Origin of the sequence: Streptomyces glaucus (assembly GCF_039533365.1) — a bacterium.
GTDB classification, from domain to species: Bacteria; Actinomycetota; Actinomycetes; order Streptomycetales; family Streptomycetaceae; genus Streptomyces; species Streptomyces glaucus.
Window position 1 is genome coordinate 83,372 of the sequence record NZ_BAAATK010000014.1, and the last position, 13,837, is coordinate 97,208.

The following is a 13,837-nucleotide window of genomic DNA, read 5'->3' on the forward strand; positions in this document are numbered from 1 at the left end:
GTGGCGCTTTCAAGCACGTTCCACCCTGCGAGCACACACATCCCCGAGCCGCCGAAGGAGCGCGAGAGACATGCCGGGCACTGTGACGATGTACAGCACCACGTGGTGCGGTTACTGCCGTCGGCTGAAGAGCCAGCTGGACCGCGAGGGCATCGAGTACACCGAGATCAACATCGAGCAGGACCCGGAGTCCGCCGCGTTCGTGGAGAAGGCCAATGGCGGAAACCAGACGGTGCCGACCGTGCTCTTCCCGGACGGCACGACGCTCACCAACCCGTCGCTGGCGCAGGTGAAGCAGAAGATCGGCGCGTAAGCGGTCCGGTACGGCACGGCGAAGGGGCCGCCCCCCGATCGGGGGGCGGCCCCTTCGCCGTGCCGTACCGGACGTGCCGGGCCGGGCGGCCCGGCCTCAGAAGAAGTTCCTCGTCGGCAGCGGCTTGCCGTACCAGAGCTCGATCAGGCGGGCCGCGATCGAGATCCCGTACGGCGGGAGGACCTCGCCGGACTCGAAGGCGGCGCCCAGTTCGTCGCGGGAGAACCAGCGGGCCTCGTGGATCTCGTCGCCGTCGACGTCGATGTCGGTGGAGGTGGCGCGGGCCATGAAGCCGAGCATGAGGCTGGACGGGAAGGGCCAGGGCTGGCTGGCGACGTACTCGACCCGGCCGATGGTGATGCCGGCCTCTTCGTGGACCTCGCGGCGCACCGCCTGCTCGACGGACTCGCCGGGCTCGACGAAGCCGGCGAGCGTCGAGAAGCGGCCCTCGGGCCAGTGGACCTGGCGGCCGAGCAGGATGCGGTCGTCGCCGTCGGTGACGGCCATGATCACGGCGGGGTCGGTGCGCGGGTAGTGCTCGGCGCCGCAGGCCGGGCAGCGCCGGATGTGACCGGCCGCCGCGATCACCGTGCGTTCGCCGCAGCGGGAGCAGAAGCGGTGGGTGCGCTGCCAGTTCTCCAGGCCGACCGCGTGCACCATGAGACCCGCGTCCCGGGGGGACAGCAGCAGGCCCGCCTCGCGCAGGCCCGCCGGCCGCGCGGACTGGTCCATGCGGCCGGGCAGGGAGTCCTTCTGGAGGGCGAAGTAGCTCACGCCGTCCTCGTCGATGCCGAGGAAATAGCGGTGCGCCTCGGTGAGCGGGGCCTCGAAGGAGGGGGTCATGACGAGCTCGGTCCGTCCGTCCGGCGTCTCGTCGATGAGGACCTGACCGCCGGAGACCACGAAACAGCGCGTCGAGGGGTGGCTCCACGCCGCCGCGAGCCAGGCCTCGTCGAGCCGGTGGTGCGCGGCACGGTCGATGCCGCTCGGGGCGGTGAGCGAGATGGGACGGTCGGCGGTGTGGTCGGTCCAGGTGGTCACGGGTGCTTCCAACTCCCCCGGTGGAACGGATGTGGGTCGGCGGGCGGTTCGGCGGGACGGGCGGCGGGCGGCGACCGGGTCCGGGAGGCTCGGCGGTGCGGGGCGGCCCTTCCAGTGTGCCCCGCGCGGGATGCCGGTCCGGACGGCGCGGGGGGCTCAGGGCGCGTGGCGCCAGTGCGCCGCGAGGTCGTCCCACAGGTACGCGGTGGTCTCGACGCCCTTGAGGAGGAGGTCGAGCTCGACCTTCTCGTTCGGCGCGTGCCAGCCGTCGGACGGGACGGAGATGCCGAGGAAGAGCACCGGTGCGTCCAGCACCTCCTGGAGGTCGGCGGCGGGCCCGGAGCCGCCCTCGCGCGTGAAGCGGACCGGTCCCTCGAAGGCGCGGCCCATGGCGCGGACCAGGGACCGCAGCGCCGGGTGGTCCAGCGGCGTCAGGCACGGACGGGTGGCCGAGCCGAACGTGATCTCGCAGCGGATCCCGGCGGGCACCCGCCCCTCGGCCCAGGCGCGGACGGCCTTCTCGACGTGGCCGGGGTCCTGGCCCGCGACCAGCCGGAAGGACAGCTTCACCAGGGCGGAGGACGGGATGATCGTCTTGCTGCCGGGGCCCTGGTAGCCGCCGCCGATGCCGTTGACCTCGGCGGTGGGGCGGGCCCAGACGCGCTCCAGGGTGGTGTACCCGGCCTCGCCGTGGGCGGCGTACGACCTGGCCGTGCGCAGCCACCGCTCCTCGTCGAAGGGGAGTTCGGCGAAGAGGGCGCGCTCGCGGTCGGTGAGCTCGATCACGCCGTCGTAGAAGCCGGGGATCGCCACGCGCCCGTGCTCGTCGTGGAGGGCGGCGACCAGGCGCGCGGCGGCCGTGACCGGGTTGGGCACGGCGCCGCCGAAGGAACCGGAGTGGATGTCCTGGTCGGGGCCGTGCAGCCGGATCTCGCACTCGGCGAGGCCGCGCATGCCGGTGCACACCGTGGGGGTGTCCTCGGACCACATGCCGGTGTCGGAGACGATCACGGCGTCGGCGGCGAGCCGGTCCGCGTGGCCCTCGACGAGGGCGCGGAAGTGCGGGGAGCCGGACTCCTCCTCGCCCTCGACCAGCAGCTTCAGGTGCACGGCCGGGGCGGTGCGGCCGGTGGTGGCGAGGTGCGCGCGGACGCCGAGCGTGTGGAAGAACACCTGCCCCTTGTCGTCGGCCGCCCCGCGCGCGTGGAGGCGGCCCCCGCGGACGACGGGCTCGAAGGGCTCGGTGTCCCAGCCGTCCTCGCGGGCGGCGGGCTGCACGTCGTGGTGGCCGTAGACGAGGACCGTGGGCGCCCCGGGGTCGTCGGAGGGCCACTCGGCGAAGACGGCCGGGGCGCCGGGGGTCTCCCAGACCTCGGCCGTGGGGAATCCCGTCTCCCTGAGCTTGGCGGCGAGCCAGTCGGCGCTGCGCCGGACGTCGGGCGCGTGGTCGGGCTGGGCCGACACCGAGGGTATGCGCAGCCATTCGGCAAGGTCGTCGAGGAAGGCGGCACGGTGCTGCTCGATGTACGCGCGGACGGCGCCGTCCGGGGTGTGGCTCATGGTCACGAGCCTATCGGCCGACGGCGGCGTCCTCGTCGTGCGGTTCGTCACCGGCCGGCTCCCCCAGCAGCAGCCGCTCCAGCTCCGCGCGGCCGGGCAGGTGCTCCGGCCGTACGACCTCGCCGGTGCGCACGTACAGGAACGCGGCCGTCACCGCCTCCAGGGGCACGCCCTGCTGTTCGGCCCAGGCCAGGCGGTACACGGCGAGCTGGAGCGGGTCGGCCGTGGCGGTGCGGCCGGTCTTCCAGTCGACGATCTCGTACGTCGCCCCGTCCCCGTCGCCCTCCTTGTAGACGGCGTCGATACGGCCCCGTACGACGCGGCCGGCGAGCGCGAGCTGGAAGGGGGCCTCCACGCGGTGGGGCGTGCGCCGGGCGTACTCGGTGCGCTCGAAGGCCGCCTTGAGGGTCTCCAGGTCGCGTTCGTCGGCGATCTCGGCCTCGCTGCCGGGCAGCTCCTCCGGCTCCAGCATGGGCAGCGTCAGCTCTTCGAAACGGGCCTCGACCCAGGCGTGGAAGCGGGTGCCGCGGCGGGCGGCGGGCTGCGGCGGGCGGGGCATCGGGCGGGCCAGCTCCTGCGCGAAGCCGTCCGGGTCGGCGGCCAGGCGCAGCAGCTGGGAGGCGGTCAGCGAGGCCGGCAGGGGGACCTCCCTGACGCTCTGCCGCGCGCGCAGGAGTTCGCCGGCGAGGGCGTCGAGGTCGCGGTCCCAGGAGGCGACGGTGCGGGCCTCCTCCGGGGTGAGCCGCGCGGCCTCGAAGGGGCCGGGGCGCTCGGCGGCCGGGTGCGCGGGCGCGGCCGGCGGCTGCGGCTCCCCGGAGCGCGGACGCGCGGGTTCCGCGGGGCGGGCGTCCGGGCCCTCCGCCGCGCCGGGGTGCCCGGCGGTCTCCGGGGGCCCCGCCTGGTGGGGGATGGCGGGCCGGTCCGCCGCCCACGCGTCCCGGTCGGCCGGGGCCTCTTCGAGGGACGGGTCCTCCCCGGCGAAGGGGTCCTCCCCGGCGAAGGGGTCCTCCCCGGCGAAGGGGTCCTCCTCGTGGGGGGCCTCCTCGAAGGGGGCGTCGGCGTACGGGTCGTCGTCCTGCGGCGGCGGGGGCCAGTCCGGGTCGTCGTAGGCGTCCGGGTCGTGCACGGCCGCGGGGCGGCCGTCCGCGCGGGCGGCGAGGTCCTCCAGGTGGGCCAGGACCGTCTCGGCGGCCGCGCGGCGCCGGGCGAGGGCGGTCTCGTCCAGGGGCAGGGGCCACGCCCGGTCGGCGCCGGCCCGGTGCAGCGCCGGGTTCTGCTCGTCCTCGGCGGGTTCGTCCGCCCAGACCTCGATCTCGCCGTGTCCGGCGGCGCAGTGGTCGTACAGGGCCCGCAGGAACGCGGAGGGGCCGCGCGGCTTCTTCTGGGCGGGGCCCCACCAGTGGCCGGAGCCCAGGAGCAGGGAGCGGGGGCGGGTGAAGGTGACGTAGCCGAGGCGGAGTTCCTCGGTGTGCTGGTGCTCCTTCATGGCCTCGTGGAAGGCCTTCAGGCCCCGGGAGTCCCAGGACTCCACGTCGGGGAGGGTGTCGGCGTCGCCGCGCAGCGCGTGCGGCAGGACCTTGCCCTGGGCGGTCCACTTCTCGCGGCCCTGGCTGCTGGGGAAGGTGCCGGTGACCAGGCCGGGCACGGCGACGACGTCCCACTCCAGGCCCTTGGACCGGTGGGCGGTCAGCACCTTGACGGTGTTCTCGCCGCCGGGGAGGGCGTTGTCGAGGCCCTTCTCGTACTGGGCGGCGGTGCGCAGGAAGCCGAGGAAGGCGAGCAGGGTGGCCTCGTTGTCGCCGGCCGCGAAGGAGGCGGCGACGTCGAGGAAGTTGGACAGGGTCTCCCGGCGGCGGGCGGCCAGCGCGTGCGGGGACGCCGACAGCTCGACCTCCAGGCCGGTGACGGCGAGGACGCGGTGCAGGACGTCCATGAGCGGGTCGGACAGGAAGCGGCGCAGGTCGCGCAGTTCGGCGGCGAGGCGGGCGAACCGCACGCGCGCCTCCGGGGAGAAGGGCAGTCCGTCGTCGTCCCCGCGGCCGTCCAGCGGGGTCTCCAGGAACGTGTCGAGGGCGTCCGCGAGGGAGATCGTCTCGGACGGGTCGACGCCCTCGACGGCTTCGGCGAGCCGGCGGTCGGGGTCGTCGTCGCCCGCCACGCGCGCGTGCGCCACGAGCAGCCGGGCGCGCCGTCCCAGGAGGGCGAGGTCGCGCGGGCCGATCCGCCAGCGCGGGCCGGTCAGCAGGCGGACGAGGGAGGCGTTGGCGCCGGGGTCCTGGAGGACCTCGCAGACGGCGACGAGGTCGGCCACCTCGGGCAGGTGCAGCAGCCCGGACAGGCCCACGACCTCCACCGGGACGTCCCGGGCGACCAGCGCGCCCTGGATCTCGGCGAAGTCGGTCGCGGTGCGGCACAGGACGGCGATCTCGCCGGGCGCCTTCCCGGTGCGCACGAGGTGGGCGATGGAGTCGGCGACCCACTCGATCTCCTCCGCGTGGGTGCGCAGCAGGGCGCAGCGGACCAGGCCGTCGCGTTCGGCGCCGGGGGCCGGGCGGAGGGCCTCCACCCCCGCGTGCAGGGCGCGCAGCGGCTCGGCGAGGCCGTTGGCGAGGTCGAGGAGGCGGCCGCCGCTGCGGCGGTTCTCGCTGAGCGCCCGCCGGGTGGCGGGGCGGCCGTCGGCGTGCGGGAAGTGCCGGGGGAAGTCGTCGAGGTTGGCGACGGAGGCGCCGCGCCAGCCGTAGATCGCCTGGCAGGGGTCGCCGACGGCGGTGACCGGGTGGCCGGTGCCGCCGCCGAACAGGCCCGCGAGCAGGACGCGCTGGGCGACCGAGGTGTCCTGGTACTCGTCGAGGAGGACCACGCGGAACTCCTCGCGCAGCAGGCGGCCCACCTCGGGGAGTGCGGCGAGCTCGGCCGACAGGGCGATCTGGTCGCCGAAGTCGAGCAGGTCCCGTTCCCGTTTGGCGGCCCGGTAGCGGATCACCAGGTCGGCGAGTTCGCGGCGGGCGGCGGCCGCCTCGGGGACCTTGCGCAGGTCGGCGTTGGTGAGTTCGGCGCCCTCCAGCGTGCGCAGCAGTCCGGCGTCCCACGCGCGCAGGTCCTCCGGCCGCACGAGGTGCTCGGCGAGTTCGGCGTCGAGGGCCAGGAGGTCGCCGACCAGGTCCGCGAAGGAGCGGGTGAGCGCCGGGTAGGGTCCCGGCGCTTCGCGCAGCACGCGTGCGGCGAGCTGGTAGCGGGTGGCGTCGGCCAGCAGGCGGGACGCCGGCTCCAGGCCGATGCGCAGGCCGTGGTCGGTGAGCAGGCGGCCCGCGAAGGCGTGGTACGTGGAGATCACCGGCTCGCCCGGCGGGTCGTCCGGGTCCGGTCCGAAGGGGCCGGAGCGGGGCGCCGCCGAGGGGGGGCCGGGTGGCGGGAGGGGGTCCGGGTCGGTGACGCCGGCCTTGGCCAGGGCCGCGCGGACGCGTTCGGCGAGTTCGCCGGCGGCCTTGTTGGTGAACGTGAGGCCGAGCACCTGCTCGGGGGCGACCTGGCCGGTGCCGACCAGCCACACCACGCGGGCCGCCATCACCGTCGTCTTGCCCGACCCGGCGCCGGCCACGATCACCTGCGGGGCGGGCGGCGCGGTGATGCAGGCGATCTGTTCCGGGGTGAACGGGATGCCGAGGAGCTCTTTGAGCTGTTCGGGGTCGGTGATACGGGCGGGCATCCCAGAGAGACTAGCGGCGATCACCGACCAGGGGTGCCGGATTGGTCCGTGCTGCGGAAAAAGCGTAGGTGAACACGTGTGGTGCTATATGTCACACCGGTCACTCCACCACGTGCCGCCCCTCGGGCCGCGCGCTGCACGACGCCCGGAACGCGCAGTGCGCGCAGTGCTGGCCGGCGGTCGGTGCGAACCGCTCGTCGAGGACCTTGCCGGCGGCCGTCGCCAGCAGCTCGCCGACCCACTCCCCCGCCGTTCCCGCCAGGGCCTCCTGCGCCTGCACCCTGGGCAGGTCCGCGCCGCCGTCCCGCCGGGCCGCGCCCTGGCGCAGCTGCACGAGTTCGGCGCCGCCCGGCTCGGGGCGCGTCCCGCCGAAGACCTCGTCGACGGCGCCCTCGCGGACGGCGAGCTGGTAGACGGCGAGCTGCGGGTGGCGGGCCACCTCGGCGGCGCTGGGGGCCTGTTTGCCGGTCTTGAAGTCGACGACGTAGGCGCGGCCCTCGCCGTCGGTCTCGACGCGGTCCATCTGGCCGCGGATGCGCACCTCGTAGTCGCCGGCCTCCAGGGTGACGTCGAAGTCGTGCTCGCTGGCGACCGGCGTACGCCCCGCGCGGTCCATGACATGCCACTTCAGGAAGCGCTCCAGCGCCGCGCGCGCGTTCTCCTTCTCCTGGGCGGACTTCCACGGCGCGTCGAAGGCGAGCGCGTTCCACACGGAGTCCAGGCGCTCCATGAGCACGTCGAGATCGGCCGGGGTGTGTCCGGAGGCGACCTCGTCGGCGAGGACGTGCACCACGTTGCCGAAGCCCTGGGCGGCGGTCGCGGGCGCGTCGGCCTTCACCTCGCGGCCCAGGAACCACTGCAGGGCGCAGGTGTTGGCGAGCTGGTCGAGGGCGCTGCCGGAGAGCACGACGGGCTGGTCGCGGTCGCGCAGCGGCACCTTGGACTCGGTCGGCTCGAACATGCCCCACCAGCGGTAGGGGTGCGCGGACGGCACCAGGGGACGGCCGTCCTCGTCGGCGAGCGCGGCGAGCCGGGCCAGCCGGCGGGCGGCGGCCTCGCGCAGGGCGTCGGAGACGCGCGGGTCGACCGTGGTGGCGCGCAGTTCGGCGACGAGCGCGGCGACGTTCAGCGGGCGGCGCGGGCGGCCGGTGACGTCCCTGGGTTCGACGCCGAGTTCGGTCAGGAAGCGGGAGGGCTGGTCGCCGTCGTCCGCGGGGGCCTTCACGGCGGTGACGACCAGGCGTTCGCGGGCGCGGGTGGCGGCCACGTAGAACAGGCGGCGCTCCTCGGCGAGCAGCGCTCCGGGAGTGAGCGGTTCGGCGAGCCCGTCGCGGCCGATGCGGTCGGCCTCCAGGAGGGAGCCGCGGCGGCGCAGGTCCGGCCACAGTCCTTCCTGGACGCCCGCGACGACGACGAGGCGCCACTCCAGCCCCTTGGAACGGTGCGCGGTCATCAGGCGGACGGCGTCGGGGCGCACGGCGCGCCGGGTGAGGGTGTCGGCGGCGATGTCCTCGGCCTCGATCTCCTCCAGGAAGTTCAGGGCGCCCCGGCCGCCGGTGCGCTCCTCCGCGCGCGCGGCGGTCGCGAAGAGGGCGCACACGGCGTCCAGGTCGCGGTCGGCGTTGCGGCCGGCCGCGCCGCCGCGCCGGGCGGCCCGCTCCAGGCGCGCCGGCCAGGGCGTGCCCTCCCACAGGTCCCACAGCGCCTCCTCGGCCGTACCGCCGCCCGCGAGACGCTCGCGGGCCTTGCGGAGCAGGGCGCCCAGGCGCTGGGCGCCCCGCGCGTAGGCGGGGTCGTGCACGGTGAGGCGCTCCGGCTCGGCCAGCGCCCGGGCCAGCAGTTCGTCGGACGGGGGCGGCAGCGGGTTGCCCGCGGCCCGCTCCTCCTCCCGCAGGGCCCGGCCCAGGCGGCGCAGGTCGGCGGCGTCCATGCCCGCGAGGGGCGAGGCGAGCAGGGTCAGGGCGGTCTCGGTGTCGAGCCAGCAGGCGTCCTGCTTCCCGGGGGCCTCCTCGGTCCGCCGCGCCTCCGCCGTCGCCACCGCCCGCAGGGCCGTCAGCAGCGGCGCCACCGCCGGTTCGTGACGCAGCGGCAGGTCGTCGCCGTCGACGTCCAGGGGCACTCCGGCCGCGGTGAGGGCGCGGCGGACCGTCGGGATGGTGCGGGACCCGGCGCGCACCAGGACGGCCATCTCGCTCCAGGGCAGGCCGTCCTCCAGGTGCGCCCGGCGCAGGATGTCGGCGATGTTGTCCAGTTCCGTGCCGGGCGTCGGGTACGTGTACACCTCCACCCGGCCCCCGTCCCGCACCGGGGCGAGCTCCCGGTGGGCGCGCGCCTTGTCGGCGGGCAGGCGGGGCAGCGGCATGCGCCGGGTCAGCAGCCGGGTGGCGGCCAGCAGGGCGGCGCCGGAGCGGCGGGAGGTGCGCAGGACCTCGACGGGCGCCGGGCGGCCGTCCGCCCGCGGGAAGGCGTGCGGGAAGTCCAGGATGCCGTTCACGTCGGCGCCGCGGAACGTGTAGATCGACTGGTCGGGGTCGCCGAACGCGACGAGGGTGCGCCCGCCGCCGGCCAGGGCGCGCAACAGCCGCACCTGCGCCGGGTCGGTGTCCTGGTACTCGTCGACGTAGACGGCGTCGTACCGGGCGGCGAGCCGCTCGGCGGCCTCGGGGCGGCGGGCGAGGAGCACCGCGCGGTGCACCAGTTCCGCGTAGTCGAGCACGCCCTGCAGGTCGAGCACGTCGAGGTACTCGGCGAGGAAGGCCGCCGCGGCGCGCCAGTCGGGGCGGCCGATGCGCCGGGCGAAGGCGTCCAGGGCGTCCGGTCCGAGGCCCAGCTCGCGGCTGCGGGCCAGGACCGCGCGGACCTCGTCGGCGAAGCCGCGGGTGGTCAGGCAGGCGCGCAGCTCGTCCGGCCAGCGCACGTGCGCCAGACCGAGCCGTTCCAGGTCCGTCTGGCCCGTGAGCAGCTCGCGGACGGTGACGTCCTGCTCGGGGCCGGACAGCAGCCGCAGCGGCTCCACGAACAGGTCGCTGTCCTGGTGGGCGCGGACCAGGGCGTAGCTGAACGAGTGGAACGTGGTCGCCTGGGGGGCGCGCGCCGCCCCGATGCGCAGCGCCATGCGGTCCCGCAGCTCGACGGCGGCCTTGCGGCTGAAGGTCAGCACCAGGATCCGCTCGGGGTCCGCGCCCCGGGCGATCCGCTCGGCGACGGACTCGACGAGCGTGGTGGTCTTGCCGGTGCCCGGGCCCGCGAGGACGAGCAGCGGCCCGCTGCGGTGGTCAACCACGGAGCGCTGCGCGGCGTCCAGACGAGGGGGATCCACACGGGCCGGCGGGGTACGCACCAGTCGGTAGGCCCCGGGGGTCCCCCGTCGCACCTGCGGGTGCGACGGGTGCCTGGTGGAGGAGGAAGAGGAGCTCACGTGGTTCGCCGGTCCTGGTGGGTGTGCGGGTGGGGCTCGTGCCGCGGGCGGGCGGCGGGAGGTCGCGGGGTGAGGGGGGCGCGTGGAGCCGACGCTACGCCGGGCGACAGGGCGGAAGCAGAGCTTCCATCTTTTCCCTCCCGTCACTCGCGGCACCTGCGTCCCTCGCCTCACGAACGTACGTCATGCCACGGACATGTCCTGTTTCCCCCCTACGGAACACAGGTCGCACACCGGTCCGCCGGATGGCGGAAGCTGTCAGGTGTGACCCCGCGCACGTTCGTCGCCGTCCCACCGCGCCCGTCGCAGATCGAGGCGCGGCAGACGGCCCTCCGCGGCCCGGCCCGCCTCCTTCAGGGGCGTGCCCTCCGCGCGGTAGCGGCCGAGCGCCTCCCGCTCGTGTCCGGGGAGCAGCACCCCGTCCGCGCGTACGACCCGCCACCACGGGACCGCTCCCCCGTAGAGGGCCATCACCCGGCCGACCTGGCGGGGGCCGCCCTCGCCCAGCCACTCGGCCACGTCGCCGTAGGTCATGACCCGCCCCGGCGGGATCCGCTCGGTGAGGTCGAGGACCCGCTCGGCGTACTCCGGCAGCGCGTCCGCGTGTCCCGGGCGGGCGCCGTCCGGGAGACTCTCCTGGCTCATCCGGCTCATCCTGCCCCATCCCACCGACAGCGGGGCGCGCTCCGCCCGTGCGGATCCCTCGCCCGGGAACCGGGCTTCCGGCAGACTGTGCGCCCCCGCATGTGCACCCTGATGCCCCGGTGTGCCGGTGCGGCATGCCACCATCGTGCGGGCGGTGACCGGTGATACGAGACCGAGAAGAGACGATGAAGCAGCAGGGTGTGCCCCCCGAGGACGCTCGGAGCGCCTCTGCCGCTTCGTCGCGCCCGGGCGCCGGGGACAGGCGCGGCCGGGGCAGGCGGGCGCCGGGCGCCGACCACGTCGACGAGGTGCACATCGACGAGGTGGAGGGCGACGAGCCGCTGCTCCCCGCGCGCGTGCACCGTCCCTCCGACCTGATGCGCCTCCTGGTGGGCGTGCTCGCCGTCGCCGTGCTGCTCGCGATCGCCGCGTTCGCGCACGGCACGACCTCGGGCCTGGAACAGGACATCAACAAGGGCACCGGGCAGGCGCCCGACCTGCTGATCAAGATCGCGGGCCTGGCCTCCAGCATCGCCATCCTCCTGGTGCCGGTCGCGTTCGCGATCGAGCGGCTGATCAAACGGGACGGGCTGCGGATCGCCGACGGCGTGCTCGCGGCGGTCCTCGCGCACGGGGTGACCCTCGCCACCGACCTGTGGGTCGCCAAGGCCGCGCCCGACTCCATCCAGGAGGCGCTCACCCAGCCCTCGCCCGGCGACGTCCACGCCCTCACCGATCCCGTGCACGGATACCTGGCGCCGGTCATCGCCTACATGACGGCCGTCGGCATGTCGCGCCGCCCGCGGTGGCGGGCGGTGCTGTGGATCGTGCTGCTCCTCGACGCCTTCTCGATGCTCGTCACCGGCTACACGACGCCGTTCTCGATCATCCTGACGGTGCTCATCGGCTGGACCGTGGCCTACGGAACGCTGTACGCCGTCGGCTCGCCCAATGTCCGCCCCACCGGACGGACGCTCATGGCGGGCCTGCGGACCGTCGGCTTCCGCCCGGTCACCGCGTCCCGCGAGGAGGTCCCGGACACCGCGGAGACCGGCGACCGCGGCCGGCGCTACTTCGTCACCCTGGAGGACGGACCGCCCCTGGACGTCACCGTGGTGGACCGCGAACAGCAGGCGCAGGGCTTCTTCTACCGGGCGTGGCGCAATCTGACCCTCCGCGGTTTCGCCACCCGCAGCAGCCTCCAGTCGCTGCGCCAGGCCCTGGAGCAGGAGGCGCTGCTCGCCTACGCGGCCATCGCGGCCGGCGCCAACGCGCCCAAGCTGATCGCCACCTCCGAGCTGGGCCCCGACGCGGTGATGCTCGTCTACGAGCACACCGGCGGACGCACCCTCGACTCGCTGCCGGACGAGGAGATCACCGACGAGCTGCTGCGCGGCACCTGGCACCAGGTGAAGGCGCTGCAGTCCCGGCGCATCGCGCACCGCAGGCTGGTCGGCGACGCCATCCTGGTGGATCGTTCCGGCACGGTGATCCTCACCGACCTGCGCATCGGCGAGATCGCCGCCGGCGACCTGCTGCTGCGCATGGACGTCTCCCAGCTGCTGGTCACGCTGGGCCTGCGGGTGGGCGCCGAGCGCGCGGTGGCCTCGGCGGTGAGCGTCCTCGGGCCGGACGCCGTGGCCGACTGCCTGCCGATGCTGCAGCCCATCGCGCTGAGCCGCTCCACCCGCGCGACGCTGCGCAGACTGGCCCGGGAACGCGCCCAGCGGGAACGCGAGGCGGTTCTGGAGGCCTCCCGGCAGGCCAAGCAGGCCCGGCTGGAGGCGGCCGGGGAGCACGACCGTCCCGCCCCCGGGAAACCCGACAAGAAGGCCGTGCGGGCCGAGGCCAGGGCGCAGAAGCGGGCCATCGACGAGGCCCTGGAGGAGGCGCGCGAGGAGGATCTGCTCACCCAGATCCGGTACGAGGTGCTGCGGATCAGGCCGCAGGCGCCGGTCGAGCCGGCCCGGCTGGAGCGGGTGCGGCCGCGCACGCTGATCAGCTTCATCGCCGGCGCGATCGGCGCGTACTTCCTGCTGACCCAGCTCACCCACATCGAGTTCGGGCCGCTGATCGCCAACGCCGAGTGGGGATGGGTGGCCGCGGCCGTGCTGTTCTCGGCGGCGAGCTACTTCGCGGCGGCCATGGCCCTGCTGGGGTTCGTGCCCGAGCGGGTGCCGTTCCTGCGGACGGTGGCGGCGCAGGTCGCCGGGTCGTTCGTGAAGATCGTCGCTCCGGCGGCGGTCGGCGGCGTCGCCCTGAACACGCGCTTCCTGCAGCGCGCGGGGGTGCGGCCGGGGCTCGCGGTGGCGAGCGTGGGCGCGTCGCAGCTGTTCGGGCTCGGCTGCCACATCCTGATGCTGCTGTCCTTCGGCTATCTGACCGGCACCGAGAAGACTCCCTCGCTGTCGCCGTCCCGGACGGTCATCGCGGGCCTGCTGACGGTGGCGGTGCTCGTGCTGGTGGTCACCTCGGTGCCGTTCCTGCGGAAATTCGTCGTCACCCGCGTGCGGTCGCTCTTCGCGGGTGTCGTGCCGCGCATGCTCGACGTGCTGCAACGGCCGCAGAAGCTGGTCACCGGCATCGGCGGCATGCTGCTGCTGACCGCCTGCTTCGTGATGTGCCTGGACGCCTCGGTCCGGGCGTTCGGCGACGAGACGACCTCGATCAGCATCGCCAGCGTCGCCGTCGTCTTCCTCGCCGGCAACGCGCTGGGGTCCGCAGCGCCGACACCGGGCGGCGTGGGCGCGGTCGAGGCGACCCTGACGGTCGGCCTGATCGCCGTCGGGCTGCCCAGCGAGGTCGCCGCGCCGGCGGTGCTGTTGTTCCGGCTGCTGACGCTGTGGCTTCCGGTGCTGCCCGGCTGGCTGGCCTTCACCCATCTGACCCGGAAGGAAGCGCTTTAGCGCCCTTCTGGGGATCTCCGTCAGGAGGCAGCGCACTCGGCGCGTGCGTTCGCGTGCGCTCGTGTGCGGCGCGGGAGCCGCAGGGTGGGGCATCCGCCCGCGCGCGCCGGGCGGCGAGCGTGCGCCGGGCGGCCCCCTCCCCTGGCGATCTCACCTCCCCAGCCTCATGAAGCAGCAGGTCAGGGAGTTTTCCACAGGGCTGCTCGGGTTTCGCGCGATCCGCCTACGATGGCACGACCGCCTTCCGC

At 75.0% G+C, this 13,837-nt stretch carries 7 protein-coding genes; 2 read left to right on the plus strand and 5 right to left on the minus strand.

All coding sequences use genetic code 11. From position 1 onward, the window contains the following. Positions 1–70 precede the first annotated feature (70 nt). Entirely contained in the window at positions 71–313 is a 243-nt protein-coding gene (locus ABD363_RS13295; RefSeq protein ID WP_344602894.1) for a mycoredoxin, read from the plus strand. Between the two features lie 96 nt (positions 314–409). Here the strand turns inward: ABD363_RS13295 and nudC are convergent, their stop codons facing one another. The 5 genes from nudC to ABD363_RS13320 form a co-directional block, all read right to left on the minus strand. After that, on the minus strand, positions 410–1,354 hold the full coding sequence (gene nudC / locus ABD363_RS13300; RefSeq protein ID WP_344602896.1) for an NAD(+) diphosphatase: 945 nt from the start codon (positions 1,352–1,354) through the stop codon (positions 410–412). 156 nt (positions 1,355–1,510) lie between these two features. Continuing rightward, positions 1,511–2,914: a dipeptidase gene (locus ABD363_RS13305; protein ID WP_344602898.1), complete on the minus strand. Its 1,404-nt coding sequence runs from the start codon at positions 2,912–2,914 to the stop codon at positions 1,511–1,513. 10 nt (positions 2,915–2,924) lie between these two features. Then, the gene (locus tag ABD363_RS13310; RefSeq protein ID WP_344602900.1) at positions 2,925–6,620 is read right to left on the minus strand and encodes an ATP-dependent helicase; all 3,696 of its coding nucleotides are present in this window, start codon (positions 6,618–6,620) and stop codon (positions 2,925–2,927) included. Between the two features lie 100 nt (positions 6,621–6,720). Continuing rightward, positions 6,721–9,993: an ATP-dependent helicase gene (locus tag ABD363_RS13315; RefSeq protein ID WP_344603005.1), complete on the minus strand. Its 3,273-nt coding sequence runs from the start codon at positions 9,991–9,993 to the stop codon at positions 6,721–6,723. Between the two features lie 303 nt (positions 9,994–10,296). Then, complete coding sequence (locus ABD363_RS13320; protein WP_344602902.1) at positions 10,297–10,683, minus strand: MGMT family protein; 387 nt, start codon at positions 10,681–10,683, stop codon at positions 10,297–10,299. 185 nt (positions 10,684–10,868) lie between these two features. Between ABD363_RS13320 and ABD363_RS13325 the strand changes: the two genes are divergently transcribed. Beyond that, positions 10,869–13,589: a lysylphosphatidylglycerol synthase domain-containing protein gene (locus tag ABD363_RS13325; RefSeq protein WP_344602904.1), complete on the plus strand. Its 2,721-nt coding sequence runs from the start codon at positions 10,869–10,871 to the stop codon at positions 13,587–13,589. Positions 13,590–13,837 lie beyond the last annotated feature (248 nt).

What these genes read in the sequence shown, in the direction of transcription:
- ABD363_RS13295 (WP_344602894.1), top strand. Translation starts at nt 71, where the DNA reads ATGCCGGGCACTGTGACGATGTACAGCACCACGTGGTGCGGTTACTGC.
- ABD363_RS13305 (WP_344602898.1), bottom strand. Translation starts at nt 2,914, where the DNA reads ATGAGCCACACCCCGGACGGCGCCGTCCGCGCGTACATCGAGCAGCAC.
- ABD363_RS13310 (WP_344602900.1), bottom strand. Translation starts at nt 6,620, where the DNA reads ATGCCCGCCCGTATCACCGACCCCGAACAGCTCAAAGAGCTCCTCGGC.
- ABD363_RS13320 (WP_344602902.1), bottom strand. Translation starts at nt 10,683, where the DNA reads ATGAGCCAGGAGAGTCTCCCGGACGGCGCCCGCCCGGGACACGCGGAC.
- ABD363_RS13325 (WP_344602904.1), top strand. Translation starts at nt 10,869, where the DNA reads ATGAAGCAGCAGGGTGTGCCCCCCGAGGACGCTCGGAGCGCCTCTGCC.